This is a genomic window from Chromobacterium sp. CCUG 76385 (assembly GCF_059916625.1).
In genome coordinates, this window is the sequence record NZ_JAUCGU010000034.1 from 15,678 (window position 1) to 40,244 (window position 24,567).

Consider the following 24,567-nt stretch of genomic DNA (forward strand, 5'->3'; position numbering starts at 1 on the left):
CGCGAGACTTACGCGACAAACAAGCTGCCGCGCTCCGCCACAATGGTGTGCACCTCAGCTCCAGTGCAACGGAAGTGGACGCGAAAAGGCCGCATGCGGCCCAGCAGTCCGCTTTTCCCGGTCGGCGCCAGCGTCAAGCGGCCGGCTTGCCAGTCCAGCGCCTGCACCTCGAATTCGGCGAAATCGACAAAACGGCCCAACAAGGGGTGAATCGCTTTATAGCCGGCCTCTTTAGCCGAGAAAATCAGCGTCTCCGTCACGGTATCGTCGCGCTGTCCCAGCCAGGCCTGTATTTCTCGCTGCGTGCAGCAAAGCGACCGTATGCTCCGCGCCGCGCTCGGCCTGGCCAGCCGCTCGCTATCCATGCCCAAGGCCGCGTAGTCGCTGGAAAATGCCGCCACCGCATAAGCCGCCTCGCCGTGATGGGTGATGGAGCCGACCAAGCCATCAGGCCACAGCGGCACGCCCGACTCCGCGCGGCCAACCGCGCCATTTCGATAGCCCAATTCCGCCAAAGCCCGCTCCGCGCACAGCCGCCCGCCCAGGAAGGACAACTGCCGCTTGCGCACGGCGCGGGCCAGCGCGGCCGGCAGGATCTCCGCCAGATCCAGCTCCGCCAGCGCCCGATCCAACGCGGCCAGGGAGATGCCGCAACCCGCGCCCCCGGCCAACTCATGCGGCGTGTCCAACCAGCAACCAGCCAACTGATGCTGAGCATCCGGCAGCCCGCGCTGCAAACTTTGCGTGATGCTCAAATCATGCCGATCCGTCAACGCGATATCCATTGACTCCTTATCCTTGCAAAATCCGACAAGACCGCTGCCTACGGAAACCTTGTCCCCATCATCGCTCCAGCGTACCACTATCGCCAGCGATGGCAGCGCTTCACACCCCTCGTCGCCATGACAAAACGGGGAGCCGCTTGCGCGACTCCCCGTTTGCGAAGATCAGACTCGAACCAGACTTAACGGTACGCGCTGGCATCCGCAGTCAGCATAGGCCGATGGCCATCGGCCGGCGTCTTGCCATCCACCGCCATCATCACCGACAAAGCGGTGATGGTGATGATGGAAAAGAAAAACACCTGACGCGCCCAGGCCCGGTCGTCGGTTTCCCGCTTGTAGCCGGACAAGGCCATCTTCAGCCACCACAGACTGGTGGCGCAGGCCACCGCCAGATAGCCGTAACCGGCGTAGCCGCCGAGCACCAGCATCACCGTCGCCACCGCGAAGGCCAGGATGTACAGCACGATCTGCTGCTTGGCGCTGGAAATGCCGCGCACCACCGGCAGCACCGGAATGCCCGCCGCCTCGTAATCCTTGAAGCGGAAGATCGCGATCGCGTAGGAGTGCGGCATCTGCCACAGGCTGAACATCAACAGCAGGATAGCCGCGCCCATGTCGAAGCGGCCGGTAACGGCGCAGTAGCCGGCCACCGGCGGCACCGCGCCGGACAGGCTGCCCACTACGGTGCCGTACACCGAGTTGCGCTTCATGTACAGGCTGTACACGCCGACATAGATCACGAAGCCGAACAGCACGCAGCCGAAGGCCAGCGGATTGGTCCAGCGCCACAGAATGGCGAAACCGGCCAGCCCCAGCACGATGCCGTGGGCCAGCGCCGCCTTGGTGCTCATCGCGCCGGTGACCAGCACCCGTTTCTGGGTGCGGGTCATCTTGGCGTCGATGTCCTGGTCGATGCAGTTGTTGATGGCGCAGCCGGAGGCCACGACCAGCACCAGACCGCTCACCGTGGCCAGCAGCAGCCACCAGTCAACCGGCCCCTGCGCCGCCAGCAGAAAACCGCCGACGGCCGAGATCAGGTTGCCGAAGATGATGCCCGGCTTGGTGACTTGGAGATAGCGTTTGAGCTTCAAATCGGCTTTCCTCAACCCCGCCTCAGCGCATCATCAGCGCGTCGGCGGAGTAGATGATCCAGATCGACAGGCCGACCAGCAGCACGATCACCATGCCGGTGAACAGGAAGGAGAAGGTATTGAGCTTGCCTTCCTTGCTGAAGTCCAGATGCAGGAAATACTTCAGCTGCACCACGATCTGCACCACCGCCAGGGCGAAGATGCCGATCAGGGTCGCCTGCTTGGTGAAGGCGCCGCCCATCACCATCCAGAACGGGATGACGGTCAGAATCACGGACAGGACGAAGCCGACCAGATAGCCCTTTACGCTGATATGGCTGGCGTTGTCATGCGAATGGCTGTGGCTCATCACATGGCTCCTTTCAGGTAGACGACGGTGAACACGCAGATCCACACGATGTCGAGGAAGTGCCAGAACAGCGACAGGCAGTTCAGGCGGGTCATGGCGCGGCTGGTCAGGCCAGTCTTCACCACTTCCAGCATCATCACGCCCATCCAGATCAGGCCAGCGGTCACGTGCAGGCCGTGCAGGCCCACCAGGCCGAAGAAGGCCGACAGGAAGGCGCTCTTCTGCGGGCCGTGGCCCTCGGCGATCAGGTGATGGAATTCATTGATTTCCAGACCGATAAACGCCGCGCCGAACAGGAAGGTCACCGCCAGCCAGCCGAGAACGGCGGACTTGTTGCCCTTGTGGCCGGCGATCATAGCAAAGCCGTAGGTGATGGAGGACAGCAGCAGGGCCGCGGTTTCCACCAACACGTATTGCAGATCGAAGATTTCCTTGCCGGTCACGCCTTCCGCCACATTGCGGAACAACACCGCATAGCCCGCGAACGCCGTCGCGAACAGGATGCAGTCGGTCATCAGGTAGAACCAGAAGCCCAGGACAGTCTGTTCGCTGCTGTCGTGGTGGCCGTGGTCCTCATGCGCGCCATGCGCTTGGTTTACATAAGTCGTCATGTCAGATCCAGCCTGTTACGCGGTCGTGGTCGGACGGGCAGCCTTTTTCGGCTTGGCCTGATCACGCTCGGTATAGTTGTCCACATCGATGCCCAGCTGTTCGAAGCGGGCGCGCTCGATGGCTTCCACTTCGTCCGGCTGCACGTAGTAGTCCAGGTCGTTGTCGTAAGCGCGGGCCAGCATGCTGCCGAAGATGCCCACCAGGCCAACGATGGCCAGCCACCAGATGTGCCAGATCATCGCGAAACCGAACACGGTGGCGAAAGCGCCGATGAAGACGCCGACCGAGGTGTTCTTCGGCATGTGGATAGGCTCGTACGACTTCGGCACAACGTAGGCCACGCCCTTTTCCTTCATGTCGGTGAAGGCGTCGATGTCATGCACCTGCGGCAGCTTGGCGAAGTTGTAGAACGGCGCCGGGGAGGAAGTGGACCACTCCAGGGTGTGGCCGTTCCACGGGTCGCCGGTTTCGTCCTTCAGCTCCTTGCGCTTGATGACGCTGACCACGATCTGCAGCAGCTGGCAGCCGATGCCGCAAGCGATCAGCAGCGCGCCGAACAGGGCGATGTTCAGCCACGGCTCAAACGCCGGGTTGGTGGTGTAGTTCAGGCGACGGGTCATGCCCATGAAACCCAGCACGTACAGCGGCATGAAGGCGAAGAAGAAGCCGATCTGCCAGAACCAGAACGATGCCTTGCCCAGCTTCGGCTCCAGCTTGAAGCCGAACACCTTGGGGAACCAGAAGGTCATGCCGGCCAGGTAGCCGAACACGGCGCCGCCGATGATGGTGTTGTGGAAGTGGGCGATCAGGAACAGGCTGTTGTGCAGCACGAAGTCCGCGCCCGGCACCGCCAGCAGCACGCCGGTCATGCCGCCGATGGAGAAGGTCACCATGAAGCCCAGCGTCCACAGGATCGGGGTTTCAAAGCGCAGGCGGCCCTTGTAGATGGTGAACAGCCAGTTGAACAGCTTCACGCCGGTCGGGATCGAGATGATCATGGTCGCGATGCCGAAGAAGGCGTTCACGTTGGCGCCGGAGCCCATGGTGAAGAAGTGGTGCAGCCAGACCATGAAGCCCAGGATGGAGATCGCGCCGCTGGCGTAGATCATGGACTTGTGGCCGAACAGACGCTTGCCGGCAAAGGTGGACACCACTTCGGAGAAGATGCCGAACGCCGGCAGCACCAGGATGTACACCTCGGGGTGACCCCAGGCCCAGAACAGGTTCAGGTACATCATGGCGTTGCCGCCCGCTTCCGCGGTAAAGAAGTGGAAGTCCAGGTAGCGGTCCAGCGTCAGCATGGCCAAGGCGCCGGTCAGGATCGGGAAGGAGGTGGCGATCAGCACGTTGGCCCAGGTGCAGGTCCAGGTGAAGATCGGCATTTCCATCAGCTTCATGCCCGGAGCGCGCATCTTGATCACGGTCACCAGGAAGTTGATGGCCGTCAGAGTCGTCCCCAAGCCTGACAGCTGCAAGGCCCAGATGTAGTAATCCACCCCCACGTCCGGACTGAAGCCCAGCTCGGCCAGCGGCGGATAGGCCACCCAGCCGGTGCGGGCGAAGTTGCCCACGCCCAGCGACAGGTTGACCAGGATCACGGCGGACACCAGCAGCCAGAAGCTCAGCGAGTTCAGGAAGGGGAAGGCCACGTCGCGCGCGCCGATTTGCAGCGGCACCACGATGTTCATCAGGCCGGTCATGAACGGCATCGCCATGAAGATGATCATGATCACGCCGTGGGCGGTGAAGATCTGATCGTAGTGTTCCGGCGGGAAAATGCCGTGGCTGCCGCCGGTGGCGACGGCCAACTGGGTACGCATCATCAGCGCGTCGGCAAAGCCGCGCAGCAGCATGATCATGGCGACGATGATGTACATCACGCCGATTTTCTTGTGATCGACCGAGGTCAGCCACTCATTCCAGAGATAGCCCCACTTGCCGAACTTGGTGATGAGCGCGAACAGCATCAGCCCGATCAGGCCGGCGCCGCCCAGCGCCCCCATGATGATGGGCTCATGGTACGGAATCGCGTCCAGAGTCAGTTTACCTAACCACATTAATCGTTACTCCTTGACGACCGGCGGGGTGATCGCGGCGCACAGTTCTTTGGTCATCCTGGCCAGCTTGATAGCGTCGTCGCTATCGGCCAGCGAGGGGCGCGCAGCCATGTACTTGTGCTGCACCGCTTCGAACAGATACGGCGTGCTGGACGAGTAGTAAGCCACCGGATTGTTCTCGCTCGGCTTCAGCAGCTGCAGGTAGGCCTGGGGATCCAGCGCCTTGCCGGAAGCCTTGACCTTGGCGACCCAGGCGTCGAACTCGGCCGGCGTCTTGGTGGCGATCGCGTTGAACTTCATGCCGGTAAAGCCCGCGCCGCTGTAGTTGGCGGAGAAGCCCTTGTAGATGCCCGGCTCGTTCGCCAACAGGTGCAGTTGGGTCTGCATGCCCGCCATGGCGTAGATCTGGCCGCCCAGCTGCGGGATGAAGAAGGAGTTCATCGCCGCGTCTGAGGTGATCCGGAAGCTCACCGGCACATTGGCCGGGAACGCCAGTTCATTGACGGTAGCGATTTGCTGCTCGGGATAGATGAACAACCACTTCCAGTTCAGCGCCACCACCTGCACCTGGATCGGCTTCTGGTCGGAGTCCAGCGGACGATACGGGTCCAGCTTATGGGTGGTGTGCCAAGTCAGCGTCGCCAGGAAGGCGATGATGATGCAGGGGATCAGCCAGACTACCAGCTCGATCTTGGTCGAGTGCGACCACTTCGGCTCGTAAGCGGCGTCCTTATTGCTGGCGCGATATTTCCAGGCAAAAACCAGGGTCATCACGATCACCGGAATGACGACCAGCAGCATCAGCGCGGTTGCCGTGATGATCAGGGACTTCTGCTCGGCAGCGACCGGGCCCTTGGGGTCAAGGATACCGCCTTGACATCCCGAGAGCAGCAGAGCGACGAGCGGAGAAAGCCCCCACAACAGGCGGGAGGGTCTATGGTTTCTCATCTTACGACTTTACGGGTTAAAAATCCTTCAACGCGCCGATGCGCAACAGGCGTTGCGAGCCATGCTCCAACGCCAGCGAAATGTCCAGCAGGCGGGTTCCGCCCTCCTCTCGGGGATCGGCAACGCCGCCAAGCGAAACAACAGACTTTCAGGGCTCGCGGATTCCGCGAATCACCGGCGCGCATCCGTTTCCACGGCGGAAGCGGGCCGGAGGAAGCCGCTCAAGAAGCGCTTCCCGTGATGAGGTGACAGCTGAAAACCCACTGTCCGGGTGAACGCCGGGATACGGCGCGGGAAGACAGGCATTCGGCAAACACAAACATCGAGTCCGACCCGGCCCTGCTGCGGCAAATCGTCGCAGGACGCGCGTCGAGCGGGCGTATTAGAAACAGTTTTGCCTGATATTTCAAGTGGATTGACTCAGATCAACGGCAGCAGCCGGCAAAATATGCAATTCGATTGATTACTATCAATATCGGCCGCCGGCAAAATCTGTAGCGCAGACAATGGCTTAGGACATCGTCCTTGACGGAACCAGACGATGCCCGGCGTTGCAATCTGTTACAAAATTATTTTGCCGAATATAGCGCACTGCAGCAGCGCCTGGACTGGCGCCGCGTGCTGGCACCATGGGCCGTGGGAAATGCAAAAAGCCGAATCAAAATGATTCGGCTTTTTCGTATTTGGTTGCGGGGGCAGGATTCGAACCTACGACCTTCGGGTTATGAGCCCGACGAGCTACCAGACTGCTCCACCCCGCGTCAGGAGAGAACGCATCATAATCCGACTGCGGATTGGCGTCAAGACATTTTTATCTCAATGTATAAAATCAGCGGCGGAGCTCAATAAAACAACAGGGCGGCACAAGCCGCCCTGTCGAGCACTACCGCTGGCAAGCCCCTGTGCGCCTTGGCTCACGCTTTCGGCGAGGCTTTGTCGGCCGAATTACTTCTTCTCGGCGCGCGCCTTGGCGATCAGCTCATTCAACACCTGGGTCATGCGCTCCGGCGTGCTGGTCACCAGCACGTACTTGCCGTTGACGATGATCGTCGGCGTGCCCTGGATCTGGTAGTCGCGGGTGATCTTGGCCGCGCGCGCCACTTGGGCGTTGATGCCGAAAGAGTTGTAGGTCTGCAGCAGCTTGGCGCTATCGATGCCCTTTTGCTGCTTGATCCACTTGGTGAACTCGGCTGGGTCGGCCAGATTGATGCGCTGCTTGATCTGCGCATCGAAAGCCGGGCGGTGCATCTTGTCGAACGTGCCGGTTGCCTTGAAGGTGGCGAACATGCGGGCAAAGCCTTCCATGGACTTCTGCCACACGATCTGCTCCTTGCGGAAACTCACATCGGCCGGCTGCGTCTTGGCCCAGGCGTTCATCGCCGGATCATCGTCGTAGCAATGGATGCAGTGATAGGAGAAGAACTCGATCACTTCGACTTTCTTCGGATCCGCCACCGGCTGAGGCGTGCTCAGCATGGTGTAGTCCTTCCCCAGTTCGATCGCCGCATTGGCCAAGCCGCTGGCCGCCAGCAGCATCAACAACAACCATTTCTTCATCTTGTTTTCCCGTGTATGGATTGTTCGACTACTCGGCTTTCACCACGCTGGCGGCGATGCCGTTCTGCTTCAATTGCGCGCGCAGGCGGTCCACCTCGTCCTGACGGCTCAGCGGCCCGACGCGCACCCGATGCACCATCCCCTTGTCCGGCACGCTGACCGACTGGATCTTGGCTTCCACGCCCAGCAATGCCAGCTTGGCCTTCAAGTTGTCGGCCTCGTCCTGATTCTGGAAAGCGCCGAGCTGCAGATAGACCTTTTTGGCCGGCGCCGATGACGAAGGTTCCCCCGTCTTGGCGTCCGAGGTCACCGCATCCACCTGGCCCGGCAGAATCTTGTAGAAATCGAAGCGCTGGTCATTGCCGTCATGCTTGGCCTGGGCCGGCGGCGCGGCAGGCTTAGGCTTGTTCTCATGCGTGGCGGCGGCCGGCGGCGGCAAGGGGACCGATTCGGTCGAATCCAGCGTGGCCTGCGCGCTGGACTGCGCGGGATGCGGCGGCGGCGCGGACGCCGTGGCGGACGCCGCCTCGGAGATGCGCGTGCCCGGCGCCAGCAGTTCGGTCGGCGGCTGGGAAGTTTCGGCCTTGGCCTGGTTCTTGGTCTGGAACGGCGCCGGGGAGCGGTTGAGATACATCGCCAGCCCCACAGCCACCGCCACGCCGATGATCAGGCCGATAATCATGCCCGCCATCATGCCGCCCCCGCCGCTGCGCGAAGAGGAAGACGAATTGCCGCGCCCGCGCGACGGACGAGGGGAATTTTTCAGATCTCGATTAGCCATTCACCACTACCGCTATTGTTGTCGAACGGATTGCCATCATGCCATCCGGTTGATTGATCAAATATCTTCACGCGCCCGCCTGCGCCAGGCGCCGCAGCTGGATCGCTTGCAAAACATGATTGCGGCTTATGCGCTCCGCGCCCTGCAAATCGGCGATGCTGCGCGAAACTCGCAGTATCCGATGATAAGCGCGCGCCGACAAGCCGAGCTGCTGCAAGGCCTTGGCCAGAATCGCCAGCGCGTCGGCATCCGCGCCGCAGTGCTGTTCCAATTGCTCGCCCTGCAGCGCCGCATTCAACACGCCCTGCCGGCGCCATTGCCGCTCGCGCGCCTGCAGCACGCGTTGCCGCACCGACTCGCTGCTCTCGCCGGCCGACGCGCTCAACAACTCGTCGGCGGTCAGCGTCGGCACCTCCACGTGCAGATCGATGCGGTCCAGCAAAGGCCCGGAAATTTTAGCGCGATATCGCGCAACCTGCTCCGGCGTGCAGCGGCAGCGTCCGGAGGGATGGCCGTGATAACCGCAGGGACAGGGATTCATCGCCGCCACCAGCTGGAAGCGCGCCGGAAAACTCGCCTGCCGCGCCGCCCGAGAAATATGGATGACGCCGCTCTCCAATGGCTCGCGCAACACTTCCAGCACCTTGCGGTCGAACTCCGGCAACTCGTCCAGAAACAGCACGCCGTGATGCGCCAGGCTGATTTCGCCAGGCCTGGGGTCGCTGCCCCCGCCAACCAGCGCCACAGCGGAAGCAGTGTGATGCGGCGCGCGAAATGGCCGGGCGCGCCAACTGGCGGCGCGGAAACCCTGCGACGCCAGCGACTGCACCGCCGCGCTTTCCAGCGCCTCTTCCGCCGACAAGGGCGGCAACAGGCCCGGCAGGCGCGACGCCAGCATGGACTTGCCGGTGCCGGGCGGTCCCATCAGCAACAGGCTGTGCCCGCCGGCCGCGGCGATTTCCAAAGCGCCTCGCGCAACGGACTGGCCTTTGACATCGGCCAGATCGGGATAGTTCGGCAACATGCCAAAGGCCGGAGCGACAACCGGCTCCAAAGGCTGCAGCCCATTCAGAAAAGCGCAGGCCTGCAACAGCGACGCGACGCCGTAAATCCGCGCGCCCTCGGCCACGGCGGCTTCCGCCGCGCTGTCCGCCGGCAAAACGAAAGCGCGACCTGCCGCGTGACATTGGCAGGCCATGGCCAGCGCGCCGCGCACCGGTCGCAACTCGCCGCCCAGCGCCAGCTCGCCGGCAAACTCGTAGCGGGAGATGTCGTCGCACTTGACCTGCCCGGACGCCTGCAGGATGCCGATGGCGATGGGCAGATCGAAGCGGCCGGAATCCTTGGGCAAGTCGGCCGGCGCCAGATTGACCGTGATGCGGCGCGCCGGAAATTCGAAGCCGGAAGTCTGGATGGCGGCGCGCACGCGCTCCCGGCTTTCCTTCACTTCCGCTTCCGGCAAACCAACGATGTTGAACGCAGGCAAACCGTTGGCCAGATGCACTTCCACCGCCACCTCCGGCGCCTGCATGCCCTGCAAGGCCCTGCAATGCAACACGGCCAGCGTCATGTACAGGTTCCCCCTTGGCGGCGGATATGGCCATCCGCCGCGTTTGAAGCGCGCATGCGGCAGCCTCCCGGCAAGCCGCCGTCCAATCCGGCCATCGCCGCAGCGGATGACAGCCGCGCCTATGCCGCCCGTCTCAGGAGTGGCCGAGTTCCGACTGCGCCTCGGCCTTGGCGGCGGACTCCTCCGGAAACACCTGGCTCTCCAGGCGGCCGAGACGGGACTCCAGCGCCGCCAGTTGCTCGCGGGTGCGGGCCAACACGGCCTGCTGCACATCGAACTCCTCGCGTGTCACCAGATCCATTTTGGAAAAAGTGGAGGCCATCATGGCGCGGATGTTTTTTTCCAAATCCTTGGCCGGGCTGGCGGCGATGGTTTCGCTGATCTTGGCGCTGATTTCGTCAAACAGTTTCTGGCTAAACATGCTCGCGGCTCCTGCGGTTGCTTGATATCAAGCGGAGTGTAGCAAAAAGCGCCGCGACGCTCCCGCTTTCCTGTCCGCTCGGCCCATCTACGTCCCTTGCGGCTAGGCGCGCACAGCCGCCAGACGCCTTTTGCTATGGGCTGCACCATAACGGTGCAGGCAGGTCCGCTGCAGCGCACAAATACAGTGCCATAATGCGAGCTTAAGGCCCCGCCGCTACGCATTCTGGCCGCAAGCGCCCACGCCTAAGGCTGGCACGATTCCTGCATTAGCGTTGTCAGCAGAACCTGATCTATCAATCGCCCGAGAAGGAGCAGCCATGAAACTCGTCACTGCAGTAATCAAGCCGTTCAAGCTTGACGAAGTCCGCGAAGCCCTGTCCGCCATCGGCGTGCAAGGCGTGACCGTATCCGAGGTCAAGGGTTTCGGCCGCCAGAAAGGCCATACCGAACTGTACCGCGGCGCCGAATACGTCGTCGATTTCCTGCCCAAGGTGAAACTGGAAATCGCCATCGACGACGCCCTGCTAGACCAGGTGGTGGAAGCCATCGAGAAATCCGCCCGCACCGGCAAGATCGGCGACGGCAAGATCTTTGTCTACGACCTGGAGCAGGTGATCCGCATCCGCACCGGCGAAACCGGCGCCGACGCCGTCTGACGCATCCGCGAAACTGGGGAAACCATAATGAAAAAGATACTCGCTGCAATGGCTGCCGGCCTGTCCACCGTTGCCCTGCCCGCCCTGGCCGACGCGCCGGCCGGACCCGCGGTGGCGGCCGCGAAGGTGATCAACTCCGGCGATACCGCCTGGATGCTGACCTCCACCGCCCTGGTGCTGTTCATGACCATTCCCGGCCTGGCGCTGTTTTACGGCGGCATGGTGCGCAAGAAAAACGTGCTGGCCACGCTGATGCAAAGCTTCGCCATCACCGCCCTGGTGACCGTGCTGTGGGCCGTCGTCGGCTACAGCCTGGCCTTCACCGTCGGCAATCCGTATATCGGCGACCTGTCTCGCTTCATGCTGGACGGCATGGTGTACATGAAGGATGCCGGCAAACTGGCGGTGCATCCGCTGGCCGGCACCATTCCGGAATCGGTGTTCATGACCTTCCAGATGACTTTCGCCATCATCACCCCGGCGCTGATCACCGGCGCCTTCGCCGAACGCATGAAATTCTCGGCCATGCTGGCCTTCATGGCGCTGTGGTCGCTGCTGGTCTACGTACCGGTGGCGCACTGGGTATGGGCGCCGGGCGGCTGGATGGGCGACAAGGGCGTGCTGGACTTCGCCGGCGGCACCGTGGTGCACATCAACGCCGGCGTGGCCGGCCTGGTGACGGCGCTGGTGCTGGGCAAGCGCGTCGGCTATGGCAAGGAAGCCATGGCGCCGCATAACCTGATCCTGACGCTGGTGGGCGCCTCCATGCTGTGGGTGGGCTGGTTCGGCTTCAACGCCGGCTCCGCAGGCGCCGCCGACGGCCGTGCCGGCATGGCCATGGTCACCACCCAGGTCGCCACCGCGATGGCCGCCCTGGCCTGGATGTTCGCCGAATGGGCCACCAAGAAGAAGCCGTCGGTGCTGGGCATCGCCTCCGGCGCCGTCGCGGGCCTGGTCGCCATCACGCCGGCTGCGGGCTTCGTCGACGTCAAGGGTGCGCTGATCATCGGCCTGGCTGCCGGCGTGGTGTGCTTCTGGGGCGCCACCGGTCTGAAGCACATGCTGGGCTACGACGATTCCCTGGACGCGTTCGGCGTGCACGGCGTCGGCGGCATTTTGGGCGCGCTGCTGACCGGCATCTTTGCAGTGAAGGACATCGGCGGCGCCGACGGCAGCCTGGCCACCCAGGCGCTGGGGGTGGGCGTCACCATCGTCTACTGCGGCATCGTCACCTTCATCCTGCTGAAGCTGGTGAATCTGGCGATCGGCCTGCGCGTGGCGGAAGACGAGGAACGCGAAGGACTGGATGTAGTGTTGCACGGCGAGCGCGTGGAATAAGGCCGGCAGAGCAAAGTTTGTTGTGTAAGGGACTTGGCGGGGCCTCTGGCCCCGTTTTTTTTCGCCCTGCATAGGTAAAAAAACCGGCCAGAAGGCCGGTTTGCGATGCTGAATTATTTAACGATGCGCAGGCTGGGACGACCGCCGCTCGGGCGGCTCGGCCCCGGGTCGTCACCATCGTTCTTCGGCTGATCGACCGACGGCGCCGGCTTCAGCGCCGCGTCCTCCGGCATCGGCTCCACCTCGAAGCCCATGCCTTCGCCCGTTTCGCGGGCGAAGATGGACATCACATTCCCCACCGGCACCCAGATGTCGCGAGACATGCCGCCAAACCGCGCCGAAAACGAGATCCAGTCGTTTTCGATCTGCAGATTCTTGGTGGCGCTGTAGGCGACATTGAGCACGATCTCATTGTTCTTCACGTATTCACGCGGCACATCGGTGTGGTCATTGACCCATACCACCAGATAGGGCGTGTGCCCGTTGTCGCAGCACCACTGGTGCAGCGCGCGAATCATGTAGGGCTTGGTGCTGGAGCTCATCGCGTTTCCTTACTTGCGCATCGCCTTTTCGGACGGCGTCAGCGAATCGATGAAGGACTGGCGTTGGAAAATGCGTTCGGCGTACTTCAGGATAGGCGCTGCGCTCTTGCCCAGATCGATATTGTAGTGCTCCAAACGCCACATCAGCGGCGCGATGGCCACGTCGATCATGGAGAAGTCATCGCCGAGCATGAACTTCTGCTTGGCGAAAATCGGGGCGATGGTGGTCAGGCCGTCGCGGATCGCTTCGCGCGCCTTGGTGGCTTCCTTGCCGGTAGCGCCGGCTTCCAGCGTCTTGACGTGGATAAACAGCTCATTTTCAAAGCGATGCAGGAACAGGCGGGCGCGTGCACGCATCACCGGATCGGCCGGCATCAACTGCGGATGCGGGAAGCGCTCGTCGATGTATTCGTTGATGATGTTGGACTCGTGCAGGATCAGGTCGCGCTCCACCAGCACCGGCACTTCGTTGTACGGATTCATCACGGCCAGGTCTTCCGGCTTGTTATGGATGTCCACATCGATAATTTCGAAATCCATCCCCTTCTCGAAGAGCACGATACGGCAGCGCTGACTGAATGGGCAGGTGATTCCGGAGTAGAGGGTCATCATGGCGGAGAAAATCCTTGACTAACAATGAATTGGTGTAGCAGGCCATTCTAGCACCTTCACGACACGCATTTCCAGCACTTCAATACAACATCATGATTTAAAAAGAAAAAAGGCGGAAATCATTCCGCCTTTTCCAGACCGCACCCAGCGCGAAATCAGTGCACGTCGCACCAGTATTCCTTCTTCAGCAGGTACACCAGCGGGAACAGCAACAAGCCCAGGAACATCAGCACCACGTAGCCGATCTGCTGGCGCTTCACCGCGGCCGGTTCGCCCATGTAGACCAGGAAATTGGTCAGGTCGGCCATCCGGCGATCGTACTCGACGGTATTGGCCTTGCCGTTTTCCAGCTTGGTCAGGCTGCCTGCCTTAACGAGCTGCAGGGAATGCTGCTCATGGCCCTCGGCATCCTTCTCGGTCTTCAGCGCCTGCTCGCCCTGCCACTCCCAGAACACATGCGGCATGCCGACCTTGTCGAATACCAGATTGTTCCAGCCGGTGGGACGCGTCGGGTCGCGATAGAAGCCGCGCAGATAGCCATACAGATAATCCGCGCCCCGCGAGCGGGCAATCAGCGACAAGTCGGGCGGCACGGCTCCGAACCAAGCCTTGGCATCCTTCTTGTCCATCGCGATATTCATCTGATCGCCGATCTTGGCGCCCTCCGGCAGCAGGTTGGCCTTGATCTGCTCTTCAGACAGGCCGATATCTTCCAGCCGGTTGTAGCGCATCATGCTGGCCGAATGGCAGGACAGGCAGTAATTGACGAATATCTGCGCGCCGCGCTGCAGGCTTTCCGTGTCCTGGATGTCGATCGGCGCCTTCTCGAGCTTGGGACCGCCCTCGTTGGCCAGCGCCGGCGCGGAGAACGGCAGCAGCAGCGCCATGGCGGCGATCAGCTTGCGCATCTTGTTTTTCATTTTCCTTATCCCCTTGCTTACACGTTCATGGCGAACAGCGCGGCCAGGAACACGGTCAGAGCCACCATGACCAGGAACTGGATCTGGCGCTTGGCATTGGTGTCCGTCACCCGCTCCGGCACCGGCACGCTGCCAACATCGTTCTTGGTGTAGAACGGCATGCCCAGGAAGAAGGCGAAGTAGACCACCGAGAAAATCTGCGACAACGCCGTGCGCAAGCCATCTGGCGGCAACGCGCCCAAGATGCCCAGGCCGATGAAGGCGGCGATGAACAGCGTCAGCGCGATCTTGAACTTGGGACCGCGGTAACGGATGGACTTGATCGGCGAACGATCCAGCCACGGCAGGAAGGCGATCAGCACCACGGCGGCGCCCATGGCCAGTACGCCCCACACCTGGGTGCCGGCAAACGACGGCACGGCGCGCAGAATGGCGTAGAACGGCGTGAAGTACCAGACCGGCGCGATGTGCGGCGGCGTTTTCAGCGGATCCGCCTGATCGAAGTTCGGATGCTCGAGGAAGTAGCCGCCCATTTCCGGCAGGAAGAACACGATGGCCGAGAACACGATCATGAACACCACCACGCCGAGGATGTCCTTGATGGTGTAGTACGGATGCGAGTTGATGCCGTCGAGGTAGAGGCCGGTTGCCGGGTCCTTCGGCTGCTGCTTGATTTCCACGCCGTCCGGATTGTTGGAGCCCACTTCGTGCAGCGCCATCAGGTGAGCCACCACCAGCGCCAACAGCACCAGCGGCACGGCAATCACGTGCAAGGCGAAGAAGCGGTTCAGCGTGGCGTCGGACACCACGTAGTCGCCGCGGATCCACACCGACAAGTCAGGGCCGATCACCGGGATGGAGCCGAACAGGTTAACGATCACCTGGGCGCCCCAGAACGACATCTGCCCCCACGGCAGCAGATAACCCATGAAGGCCTCGGCCATCAGGCACAGGAAGATCAGCGTGCCGAATACCCACACCAGCTCGCGCGGCTGTTTGTACGAACCGTAGATCAGGCCGCGGAACATGTGCAGATACACCACCACGAAGAACATCGAGGCGCCGGTGGAGTGCATGTAGCGGATGATCCAGCCGCCCGCCACGTCGCGCATGATGTATTCGACCGAGGCGAAGGCCACCGGCACGCCGGCGGCGTTCAGGGTCCCGTCCGGCTTGTAGTTCATGGTCAGGAAGATGCCGGTGACGATCTGCAGCACCAGCACCAGCATGGCCAGCGAGCCGAAGAAGTACCAGAAGTTGAAGTTCTTGGGGGCGACATACTTGCCCCATTGGCTTTCCCACAGGGCGGTCAGCGGAAAACGTTCGTCCACCCAGTTCAGCAGCTTTTGCGCTTTGCTCATTTTTCGCCCTCAGCTTATTTGTCGTCGCCGATCAGCAGACGGGTGTCGGACAGATACTTGTGCGGGGGAATCTCCAGATTCTTCGGCGCAGGCACCCCCTTGAACACGCGGGCGGCCAGGTCGAACTTGGAGCCGTGGCAAGGGCAGTAGAAGCCGCCCAGCCAGTCCGGTCCCAGATCGGCGGGCGCCAGATCGGGCCGGAAAGTCGGCGAACAGCCCAAGTGGGTGCAGATGCCGACCGCCACCAGATACTGCGGTTTGATCGAGCGGTGCTCGTTCTTGCAATAAGCGGGCTGCTGTTCGACGTCCGACGCCGGGTCCACCAGCTTGGGGTCGTTCTTCGGCAGATTTTTCAACTGTTCCGGCGTGCGGCTGAGAATCCATACCGGCTTGCCGCGCCATTCAACGTTGATTTTCTGCCCCAGTTCAATCTTGCCGATATCGACTTCGACCGGCGCCCCCGCTGCCTTCGCCCGTTCCGACGGGAAAAAGCTCATAAAGAACGGCGTGGCCGCGCCAACCACCGCAACCCCTCCAACAGCGCTGGAAGCGACCGTCAGAAAACGACGGCGCCCCGTATCGACTTGCTGTTCACTCATTACAGTCATCCTCAATCGTGGAAATCGAGCCCTAAACTGCCAGATTTTACCCGATTACTAGTAGGGACTTGAAGCATCCATGCAAATAAATTGTCATTTACGCGCCAAAGCATCTCAAACAGGGTTGTTTATATCAATAAATTCCACTTTTATGCCTGTTGATTTCATTAAATGCTCACCGAGCGATTGAATGCCATAGCGCTCTGTTGCATGATGGCCTGCGGCGATGAATGCGACATCGCTTTCCATCGCCATGTGATAATTCTGTTCCGATGCCTCGCCGGTGATGAAAGCATCCACGCCCAGCGCGATCGCGTCGGCGAAAAAACCCTGCGCGCCGCCGGTGCACCAGGCGACCCGCCGCACCGGCTTGTCCGTCCGTCCCAGCAATAGGGCGCTTCTGCCCAGAATAGACGATACGTGCTGGTTTAGCCGAGTCGCATCGCCGCCTTCCGACCACTGGCCATGCCACAACAAGCCTTGTTCGCCGGCCTGCCCTTGCGGCTCGAATCCTAGCATGCGGCCCAGGCTGGCGTTGTTGCCCCACTCCGCATGGCCATCCAGCGGCAGGTGATAGGCAAGCAGGCTGATGTCATGCTGCAGCAAGCTGCGGATACGCTGCCGTTTCATGCCGCTGATGCTGGCGTCCTCGCCCTTCCAGAAATAGCCGTGATGCACCAGGATGGCATCGGCTTGGCGCTCGATGGCAGCGTCTATCAAGGCCTGCGAGGCAGTCACCCCGCTTACAATCTTGCCGACCTCGGCCCGACCTTCCACTTGCAGGCCATTGGGGGCGTAGTCCTTGTAGCGCCAGGGTTCCAGCAGCGCATCCAGGGTCGATACCACATCGTTCAATCGCATTAAATTCATTCCTCAGCATTGGTGATCGTAATAGATTTGTCAGCACTCACCCACAACGTGCAAGCTTTGCCGAAGCATCTAGAAAACCGGTAAAATCATCAAGATCAGATGGTACTCGCAATTCAGGCGTGCCTTAGCACCTCCTGTCTCCGATATCATGCAGCTGCAAGATTTTTGTTTACTCGATTTCAAGTCTAGACAGAATGCGCTTCTGCCCAGCTAGCGTTCGCCGACAATGATGTCACGTCGGCCAGAGCAGCAATACGAAGCAGCTTCAAATGAATAACCTTTAAAGATTAGGTGTATTGCATGACTATTCTCGTTACCGGCGGCGCCGGCTTTATCGGCGGCAATTTCGTTCTCGACTGGCTGGCAGCCCATGACGAGACAGTCGTGAATCTCGATGCCTTGACCTACGCCGGCAATCTGGAAACCTTGCAATCCATTCAACACGATGCCCGCCATGCATTCGTCCACGGCAGCATCGGCGACCATGAGCTTGTCGAAAGACTGCTGGCGCAACACCAGCCGCGCGCCGTGATCAACTTCGCGGCGGAAAGCCATGTCGACCGCTCAATCCACGGCCCGGCAGATTTCATCCAAACCAATATCGTCGGCACCTTCAAGCTGCTGGAAAGCGTGCGCGCTTACTGGAGCGGCCTGGATTCGGAGCGCAAGCAGACCTTCCGCTTCCTGCACGTATCCACCGACGAAGTGTACGGCACGCTGTCGCCGGAAGATCCGCCGTTCGCCGAAACCAACCGATATGAGCCGAACAGTCCCTACTCCGCGTCCAAGGCGGCGTCGGACCACTTGGTGCGCGCCTGGCACCACACTTATGGCCTGCCGGTGCTGACCACCAACTGCAGCAATAATTACGGCCCCTACCATTTCCCGGAAAAGCTGATCCCGCTGGTCATTCTCAACGCGCTGGCCGGCAAGCCGTTGCCGATTTACGGCGACGGCCAGCAGGTGCGCGACTGGCTATATGTCAAAGACCACTGCAGCGCCATCCGCCGCGTGCTGGAAGCCGGACGCCTGGGGGAAACGTATAACGTTGGCGGCTGGAATGAAAAAGCCAATTTGGAAGTGGTAAAAACGATCTGCGCCATTCTCGATGAACTCAAGCCGCGCGCCGATGGCGCGAGTTACGCCTCGCAGATCACTTTTGTACAGGACCGCCCCGGCCATGACCGGCGCTACGCCATCGATGCGCGCAAACTGGAACGCGAACTGGGCTGGAAACCGGCCGAGACTTTCGACAGCGGCATCCGCAAGACTGTTGAATGGTATCTGGCCAACCAAAAATGGGTGGACAACGTCGCCAGCGGCCATTATCGCGACTGGGTCGACCAACACTATGGCCAACCCGCATGACGCGTATCTTGATCACTGGCAAGAACGGCCAAGTCGGCCACGAGTTGCAACGCGCGCTGGCGCCGCTGGGCGAGCTGGTCGCATTGGACCGCGAAGGGATGGACCTGGCGAAGGCCGACGCCATCCCGACGCTTCTGGATACACTGCGCCCCGACATCATCGTCAACCCGGCTGCCTATACCGCCGTCGACAAGGCCGAGTCCGAACCTGAACTCTCCCATGCCATCAATGCCGTTGCGCCGGGCATTCTCGCGCGATGGGCTGAGCAATATGGCGCCTTGCTGGTGCATTACTCCACCGACTACGTATTCAACGGCAGCGGCACAGCGCCTTGGCGCGAAGACGACCCCGCCGATCCGCAATCAGTATATGGCCTCAGCAAATGGCAAGGCGAACAGGCGGTGCGGGAGGCGACAGAGCGCCACCTGATTCTGCGCACCAGCTGGGTATTCGGCGCGCACGGCGCCAACTTCCTCAAGACCATGCTGCGCTTGGCTGGCGAACGCACCGAGTTGAAAGTGGTGGCAGACCAGATCGGCGCGCCGACCTCGGCCGCCCTGATCGCCGACACTACCGCGCAGATGATCCAACGCTACCTTGCCGATGGTGAGCGCAGCCCCTTCGGCACTTATCACCTAGCGGCAGCCGGCGAAACCAGTTGGCATGGCTATGCCCAATATCTGATCGGTCAAGCCGGCAAACTAGGTTTTCCGCTTAGCCTAACACCCAATACCGTTCATGGCATCCCGACGGAAGCCTACCCACTGCCGGCCAAGCGCCCAGCTAACTCGCGCCTAAATTGCAACAAGCTGCAACGCGACTTCGGCATTACCTTGCCTGCGTGGCAACACGGTGTCGACACGGCGCTCGCCTCCCTGCGGCAACATCGACAGACACAACAGAATTAAAAGGACTCCAAGATGAGCAAGGCTCGCAAAGGCATCATACTCGCCGGAGGCTCCGGCACCCGTCTCTACCCGGCAACCATCGCCGTCAGTAAACAGCTGCTGCCGATCTACGACAAGCCGATGATCTATTATCCCTTGTCCACGCTGATGCTGGCTGGCATTCGCGAAATCCTGATCATCTCGACGCCACAAGATACCCCCCGCTTCGAACAGCTGCTCGGCGACGGCAGCCAATGGGGCATCCACCTGCAATACGCAGTGCAACCGAGTCCGGATGGCCTGGCGCAAGCCTTTTTGATCGGCGAAGACTTCCTGGACGGCTCACCATCTGCCTTAGTACTGGGGGACAATATTTTCTACGGGAACGATTTTGCCAATCTGCTGCAAGAAGCGAACGCCAAGGCCAGCGGCGCCAGCGTTTTCGCCTACCGGGTCAACGATCCCGAGCGTTATGGCGTCGTAGAGTTCGACGCCAGCGGCAAAGCCCTGTCTATCGAAGAAAAACCCAAACAGCCCAAATCGCACTATGCGGTAACCGGCCTGTATTTCTACGATGAACAAGTGGTCGACATCGCCAAGACCATACGCCCCTCCGCCCGCGGCGAGCTAGAAATCACCGACGTTAACAACGTCTATCTGCAGCAAGGTTCACTCGATGTGCAAACCATGGGCCGCGGCTATGCCTGGCTCGATACCGGCACCCATGAATCGATGCTTGAAGCCAGCCAGTTCATCGCGACCATTGAAAGCCGCCAAGGGCTCAAAGTGGCTTGCCCGGAAGAAATCGCCTTCCGCAGCGGCTGGATTGACGGCGAGCGAGTCAAAAAGTTGGCTCAACCACTGCAGAAAACCGGTTACGGCCGCTACCTTTCCGCCATGCTGGAACACACCATCTACTAACTTCTCTATGTTGCTGCCGGTAACAAAGCGCCAGCGACAAGGCTGCAATGAATGAACATCATAAACACTGCGATCTCTGACGTAAAAATCATCGAGCCTACTATTTATGGCGATGAGCGCGGCTTTTTTTTTGAGAGCTTCAATCAAAAGAAATTTGAAGAGGCCGTCGGCTATTCCGTGGAGTTCGTGCAAGACAACCACAGCCGCTCAGCCAAGGGCGTGCTGCGCGGCTTGCATTACCAGCTCGATCCGCACGCCCAAGGAAAGCTGGTGCGCGTGGTAGTCGGCGCCGTGTTTGACGTGGCCGTCGATATCCGGCCGCAATCCCCCACCTTCGGCCACTGGGTAGCTGCCGAGCTTTCTGCTGACAACAAGCGCCAGATGTGGATTCCGGCTGGCTTCGCCCATGGTTTCCTGACCCTGAGCGATGATACGGAATTCCTATACAAAACCACCGACTACTGGTTCAAAGACCTTGAACGCACCATCGCCTGGAACGACCCAACGCTGGCGATAGACTGGCCGCTGCAACAGCCACCGTCACTGTCACCCAAAGATCAGGAAGCTCCACTGTTTACGTCGCTTGGCGCCTAAAATCGTTTGATAAAACAAAACGGCCTGGACAGCAACGCTATCCAGGCCGTTTTCCTAATGATGCCAGCAGCGCTAGGACTGCCGGCTCATCAGCAGCTGATTACATCATGCCGCCCATGCCACCCATGCCGCCCATGTCCGGCATGCCGCCAGCAGCCGGCTTGTCTTCCGGCAGTTCAGCGATCATGCAGTCAGTGGTCAGCATCAGGCCGGCTACGGAAGCCGCGTGCTGCAGAGCGGAGCGGGTTACCTTGGCCGGGTCCAGCACGCCCATTTCCAGCATGTCGCCGTATTCGCCGGTAGCGGCGTTATAACCGAAGTTGCCCTTGCCTTCCAGCACCTTGTTCACCACAACGGACGGCTCGTCACCGGCGTTCTTGACGATCTGACGCAGCGGAGCCTCGATGGCGCGCAGCACGATCTTCACGCCCGCTTCTTGTTCGGCGTTGTCGGTCTTCAGGCTATCCAGCGAAGCGCGGGCGCGCAGCAGGGCCACGCCACCGCCGGCTACCACGCCTTCTTCAACCGCAGCGCGAGTAGCGTGCAGCGCGTCTTCCACGCGAGCCTTCTTCTCTTTCATTTCCACTTCGGTGGCCGCGCCAACCTTGATCACGGCAACGCCGCCGGCCAGCTTGGCCACGCGCTCTTGCAACTTCTCGCGGTCGTAGTCGGAAGTCGCTTCTTCGATCTGCTTGCGGATTTCGCCCACGCGAGCTTGGATGGTTGCAGCTTCGCCGGCGCCATCGATGATGGTGGTGTTTTCCTTGCCCACTTCCACGCGCTTGGCTTGGCCCAGCATGTCCAGGGAAGCTTTTTCCAGGGTCAGACCCACTTCTTCGGCGATCACGGTGCCGCCAGTCAGCACGGCGATGTCTTGCAGCATGGCCTTGCGACGGTCGCCAAAGCCCGGAGCCTTGACGGCAACGACCTTCAGGATGCCGCGGATGGTGTTCACCACCAGAGTCGCCAGCGCTTCGCCTTCCACGTCTTCTGCGATGATCAACAGCGGACGGCCGGACTTCGCCACTTGCTCCAGCACCGGCAGCAGGTCGCGGATGTTGGAGATCTTCTTGTCGAACAGCAGGATGAAGGGATTGTCCAGCGCAGCGATCTGCTTGTCCTGATTGTTGATGAAGTACGGGGACAGGTAGCCGCGGTCGAACTGCATGCCTTCCACTACGTCCAGCTCGTTGTTCAGGCTCTTGCCGTCTTCAACGGTGATCACGCCTTCCTTGCCCACTTTTTCCATGGCGCTGGCGATGATTTCACCGATGTCAGAATCGGAGTTGGCGGAAATGGAGCCTACCTGAGCGATTTCCTTGGTGGTGGCGCACGGCTTGGCGATCTTGGCGATCTCGCCCACCAGGGAGATAACAGCCTTGTCGATGCCGCGCTTCAGATCCATCGGGTTCATGCCGGCGGCAACGTACTTCATGCCTTCCTGCACGATGGCTTGCGCCAGCACGGTGGCGGTGGTGGTGCCGTCACCGGCCACGTCGGAAGTCTTGGAAGCCACTTCCTTCACCATCTGCGCGCCCATGTTCTCGAACTTGTCTTTCAGTTCGATTTCCTTAGCCACGGATACGCCGTCCTTGGTGATGGTCGGCGCGCCGAAGGAGCGGTCCAGCACCACGTTGCGGCCCTTCGGGCCCAGAGTAACCTTGACGGCATCAGCCAGGATGTTGACGCCGTTTACCATCTTGGTGCGAGCGGAATCGCCAAACTTTACGTCTTTAGCAGCCATTCTTAATCTCCAGAATTCTGTGTTTGAAGTGCGGGATGGGTCGGAGACTTACTCAACGATGCCCATGATGTCTTCCTCGCGCATCACGAGGACTTCTTCGCCGTCTACCTTGACGGTCTGGCCGGAATATTTGCCGAAGATGACCTTGTCGCCCTTCTTCAGCTCCAGCGGGCGGCGCTCGCCATTCTCCAGGATCTTGCCGTTACCGACGGCCAGAACCTCGCCCATGTCCGGCTTCTCTGCCGCGGCACCCGGCAGAACGATGCCGGAAGCGGTCTTTTCTTCAGCCTCGAGGCGCTTGATAACAACACGGTCGTGCAAAGGACGAATTGCCATGGATCTCTCCTGTAACATTGGCTGTTGAGAGTTGAACATCAGGGTGTATTGGTTGTCAGCCGATAGCTTAGCACTCGACTGTTACGAGTGCTAATAATAGGGACGAGAGGGAAGATTTTCAAGAGCCTGCGGGGCAGGCTCTCTACAGATGATCAGTGGCGTACTGACTTCCGCAGCAACATCCAACGCGGGGTGCGGAAGCGAATGATCATTCGGTACAGATATACGTATGTCAACATGAAGACGACGACAAAGCACATCAACGCCTTGGTATTATTCCAAAATAACATCGCAGGCACTACAGAGACAGAGGATAGGGCCCAAAGATAAGGGGAGGTTAAACTATTGCGCATCGTCTTATGATCAGCATCCTTACTACCAACCATCCATCGAACTAACCGCATGTAAACTAATTGATGCAAATGCAGGGCATCAGGATAACCGATCCTGCGCCCTTGTAGGAACTTACGACGATAAATAGAAAATAATGTCTCGAATACTGGATAAATGACGCACAAAAGTGGAAACCAAGCTGAAATTTGGGGATATCGAGCAACCAACAACACCGACACTTCTGCAATCATGAAACCTACTAGGTAGGCTCCACCATCACCCGCAAAAATAAGCCCACGCGGGAAGTTCCAGAACAGGAATCCAGCAATCGCCCCAACCATTGCGAAACAAACGCCCATCAAGGCCACATCCTGCACCTTGAACGCCACATATGCCATCGCAAGGAAGATGAAGATCGATACCGCACCAGACAGACCATTGTACCCGTCAATAATATTGACTGCATGCGCGACACCGCCAACTGCAATGACTGTCAAAAGCAAAGAGAGCACCCAGAACTGCGATAGCAAGCCATCCAGCAAAGGAACATCCAAACGCTGCAAGCCTGCGCCGAGAGTGAAATAACCAAGGATAGCCGCCACAAATGTTGCCAACAAGCGAGGCAGGGGCCCAACCTTCTTCGTAACATCCTCAAGTATTCCCGCAGCAAAAGCTGGCAGAGTAACAACCAACATCATCAACACCGAGGCATCCTTCAGCAACCATGTCAGCATCCCGCAGCCAGCCACCAGCCCGACAGCGATTGGCACACCGCCGATACGGGGCACCGGGCGAGCATGGAACTTCTGCACGCCACCTAAATCATGGTCAGCAGAAAAGCTCTCATGCAAGTGGGAAAAATGGATCAAACACATACCAACAAGCAGGGACAAGAATGTAGACAGCAGTAGGATTTGTAGCATTAAACGTCTCTTCAATATTTGACGATATCGGTATTTCGCACCATTTTAATGACATTGCAATTAAACTTTTTATTATTGACTCCACGCCCTTTCAAGCCACTGCTTTCATGTAACGATATTGAACTCTTATTATAAACAACATTGTTGCATAAATAAGGTGCAGCTTGCAAAGTTCCTTTAGCTAGGTTGATCTGCTCCCCTCAGCCCCAGGATCTCCGCACTCGAACGGCATGCATGACTCGCTGCGTCATCAAAGTCTTGCATAAGCTGCTAGGGGCTGTTGACGTTTGGTGAGCGGTCGCGCCGGGATGCTTTTTGCGACGAATCGAGGCGTTTCGCGCGCCGCATAGTTATTCTCTGCCAGCGCGGAACAACGAAGAGTCGGCGCGA

At 60.1% G+C, this 24,567-nt stretch carries 25 protein-coding genes and 1 tRNA gene; 6 read left to right on the plus strand and 20 right to left on the minus strand.

From position 1 onward, the window contains the following. Positions 1 to 8: 8 nt before the first annotated feature. The 11 genes from QUG01_RS17105 to QUG01_RS17155 all read right to left on the minus strand — a co-directional run bounded on the left by QUG01_RS17105 (position 9) and on the right by QUG01_RS17155 (position 10,171). The gene (locus QUG01_RS17105; RefSeq protein ID WP_500831150.1) at positions 9 to 785 is read right to left on the minus strand and encodes a 4'-phosphopantetheinyl transferase family protein; all 777 of its coding nucleotides are present in this window, start codon (positions 783 to 785) and stop codon (positions 9 to 11) included. A gap of 179 nt (positions 786 to 964) precedes the next feature. Further along, positions 965 to 1,876 (minus strand): heme o synthase, encoded by a 912-nt coding sequence (cyoE, locus tag QUG01_RS17110; protein WP_500831151.1) that lies wholly within the window; start codon positions 1,874 to 1,876, stop codon positions 965 to 967. 22 nt (positions 1,877 to 1,898) lie between these two features. After that, positions 1,899 to 2,225, minus strand: a complete 327-nt coding sequence (cyoD, locus tag QUG01_RS17115) for a cytochrome o ubiquinol oxidase subunit IV (RefSeq protein WP_071108963.1) — start codon at positions 2,223 to 2,225, stop codon at positions 1,899 to 1,901. After that, the gene (cyoC, locus tag QUG01_RS17120) at positions 2,225 to 2,836 is read right to left on the minus strand and encodes a cytochrome o ubiquinol oxidase subunit III (protein WP_043620263.1); all 612 of its coding nucleotides are present in this window, start codon (positions 2,834 to 2,836) and stop codon (positions 2,225 to 2,227) included. Before cyoC ends, cyoD begins: the two co-directional genes overlap by 1 nt. Before the next feature lie 15 nt (positions 2,837 to 2,851). Next, positions 2,852 to 4,894: a cytochrome o ubiquinol oxidase subunit I gene (cyoB, locus tag QUG01_RS17125; RefSeq protein ID WP_500831152.1), complete on the minus strand. Its 2,043-nt coding sequence runs from the start codon at positions 4,892 to 4,894 to the stop codon at positions 2,852 to 2,854. A 6-nt stretch (positions 4,895 to 4,900) separates the two neighbouring features. Then, positions 4,901 to 5,842: a ubiquinol oxidase subunit II gene (gene cyoA, locus QUG01_RS17130; RefSeq protein WP_103318412.1), complete on the minus strand. Its 942-nt coding sequence runs from the start codon at positions 5,840 to 5,842 to the stop codon at positions 4,901 to 4,903. 684 nt (positions 5,843 to 6,526) lie between these two features. Further along, positions 6,527 to 6,603: transfer RNA gene (locus tag QUG01_RS17135), tRNA-Met, on the minus strand. A gap of 184 nt (positions 6,604 to 6,787) precedes the next feature. After that, on the minus strand, positions 6,788 to 7,399 hold the full coding sequence (locus QUG01_RS17140) for a thiol:disulfide interchange protein DsbA/DsbL (protein WP_500831153.1): 612 nt from the start codon (positions 7,397 to 7,399) through the stop codon (positions 6,788 to 6,790). A 28-nt stretch (positions 7,400 to 7,427) separates the two neighbouring features. Continuing rightward, complete coding sequence (locus tag QUG01_RS17145; protein ID WP_500831154.1) at positions 7,428 to 8,081, minus strand: SPOR domain-containing protein; 654 nt, start codon at positions 8,079 to 8,081, stop codon at positions 7,428 to 7,430. A gap of 166 nt (positions 8,082 to 8,247) precedes the next feature. Further along, on the minus strand, positions 8,248 to 9,750 hold the full coding sequence (locus tag QUG01_RS17150; protein WP_500831155.1) for a YifB family Mg chelatase-like AAA ATPase: 1,503 nt from the start codon (positions 9,748 to 9,750) through the stop codon (positions 8,248 to 8,250). 133 nt (positions 9,751 to 9,883) lie between these two features. Next, positions 9,884 to 10,171 (minus strand): accessory factor UbiK family protein, encoded by a 288-nt coding sequence (locus QUG01_RS17155; RefSeq protein WP_500831156.1) that lies wholly within the window; start codon positions 10,169 to 10,171, stop codon positions 9,884 to 9,886. A 319-nt stretch (positions 10,172 to 10,490) separates the two neighbouring features. Here QUG01_RS17155 and glnK point away from each other — a divergent pair, with 319 nt between their 5' ends. Beyond that, complete coding sequence (gene glnK / locus QUG01_RS17160) at positions 10,491 to 10,829, plus strand: P-II family nitrogen regulator (protein ID WP_021478498.1); 339 nt, start codon at positions 10,491 to 10,493, stop codon at positions 10,827 to 10,829. 27 nt (positions 10,830 to 10,856) lie between these two features. Beyond that, positions 10,857 to 12,167, plus strand: coding sequence for an ammonium transporter (locus tag QUG01_RS17165; RefSeq protein WP_500831157.1), 1,311 nt, complete (start codon positions 10,857 to 10,859; stop codon positions 12,165 to 12,167). Between the two features lie 113 nt (positions 12,168 to 12,280). Here QUG01_RS17165 and QUG01_RS17170 read toward each other — a convergent pair whose 3' ends face one another. From QUG01_RS17170 to QUG01_RS17195, 6 genes are all read right to left on the minus strand, one after another. Then, a complete protein-coding gene (locus QUG01_RS17170; protein ID WP_500831158.1) occupies positions 12,281 to 12,709 on the minus strand; it encodes a ClpXP protease specificity-enhancing factor in 429 nt (142 codons plus the stop codon). A 9-nt stretch (positions 12,710 to 12,718) separates the two neighbouring features. Then, entirely contained in the window at positions 12,719 to 13,321 is a 603-nt protein-coding gene (locus QUG01_RS17175; RefSeq protein ID WP_103318420.1) for a glutathione S-transferase N-terminal domain-containing protein, read from the minus strand. Positions 13,322 to 13,476: 155 nt separating this feature from the next. Further along, entirely contained in the window at positions 13,477 to 14,241 is a 765-nt protein-coding gene (locus tag QUG01_RS17180; RefSeq protein WP_500831159.1) for a cytochrome c1, read from the minus strand. Positions 14,242 to 14,258: 17 nt separating this feature from the next. Next, a complete protein-coding gene (locus QUG01_RS17185; protein ID WP_500831160.1) occupies positions 14,259 to 15,602 on the minus strand; it encodes a cytochrome b in 1,344 nt (447 codons plus the stop codon). Between the two features lie 14 nt (positions 15,603 to 15,616). Beyond that, a complete protein-coding gene (gene petA, locus QUG01_RS17190) occupies positions 15,617 to 16,201 on the minus strand; it encodes a ubiquinol-cytochrome c reductase iron-sulfur subunit (RefSeq protein ID WP_500831161.1) in 585 nt (194 codons plus the stop codon). A gap of 114 nt (positions 16,202 to 16,315) precedes the next feature. Further along, positions 16,316 to 17,062: a Nif3-like dinuclear metal center hexameric protein gene (locus tag QUG01_RS17195; protein ID WP_500831162.1), complete on the minus strand. Its 747-nt coding sequence runs from the start codon at positions 17,060 to 17,062 to the stop codon at positions 16,316 to 16,318. A gap of 309 nt (positions 17,063 to 17,371) precedes the next feature. Here QUG01_RS17195 and rfbB point away from each other — a divergent pair, with 309 nt between their 5' ends. Genes rfbB through rfbC form a run of 4 tightly spaced genes read left to right on the plus strand, consistent with a single transcriptional unit; the run spans position 17,372 to position 20,841 of the window. After that, entirely contained in the window at positions 17,372 to 18,439 is a 1,068-nt protein-coding gene (gene rfbB / locus QUG01_RS17200) for a dTDP-glucose 4,6-dehydratase (protein ID WP_500831163.1), read from the plus strand. Beyond that, a complete protein-coding gene (rfbD, locus tag QUG01_RS17205) occupies positions 18,436 to 19,347 on the plus strand; it encodes a dTDP-4-dehydrorhamnose reductase (protein WP_500831164.1) in 912 nt (303 codons plus the stop codon). The genes rfbB and rfbD overlap by 4 nt, the downstream gene beginning before the upstream one ends. 12 nt (positions 19,348 to 19,359) lie before the next feature. Continuing rightward, positions 19,360 to 20,247, plus strand: coding sequence for a glucose-1-phosphate thymidylyltransferase RfbA (rfbA, locus tag QUG01_RS17210; RefSeq protein ID WP_500831165.1), 888 nt, complete (start codon positions 19,360 to 19,362; stop codon positions 20,245 to 20,247). 51 nt (positions 20,248 to 20,298) lie between these two features. Continuing rightward, positions 20,299 to 20,841 (plus strand): dTDP-4-dehydrorhamnose 3,5-epimerase, encoded by a 543-nt coding sequence (gene rfbC / locus QUG01_RS17215; protein WP_500831166.1) that lies wholly within the window; start codon positions 20,299 to 20,301, stop codon positions 20,839 to 20,841. 100 nt (positions 20,842 to 20,941) lie between these two features. Here rfbC and groL read toward each other — a convergent pair whose 3' ends face one another. The 3 genes from groL to QUG01_RS17230 all read right to left on the minus strand — a co-directional run bounded on the left by groL (position 20,942) and on the right by QUG01_RS17230 (position 24,177). After that, positions 20,942 to 22,585, minus strand: a complete 1,644-nt coding sequence (groL, locus tag QUG01_RS17220) for a chaperonin GroEL (RefSeq protein WP_103318441.1) — start codon at positions 22,583 to 22,585, stop codon at positions 20,942 to 20,944. Positions 22,586 to 22,633: 48 nt separating this feature from the next. Further along, positions 22,634 to 22,921 carry a co-chaperone GroES gene (gene groES, locus QUG01_RS17225; protein ID WP_043620205.1) on the minus strand — a complete coding sequence of 96 codons (288 nt, stop codon included), beginning with the start codon at positions 22,919 to 22,921 and terminating at the stop codon, positions 22,634 to 22,636. A 152-nt stretch (positions 22,922 to 23,073) separates the two neighbouring features. Further along, positions 23,074 to 24,177, minus strand: a complete 1,104-nt coding sequence (locus tag QUG01_RS17230) for an MraY family glycosyltransferase (protein WP_500831167.1) — start codon at positions 24,175 to 24,177, stop codon at positions 23,074 to 23,076. Between the last annotated feature and the right edge of the window lie 390 nt (positions 24,178 to 24,567).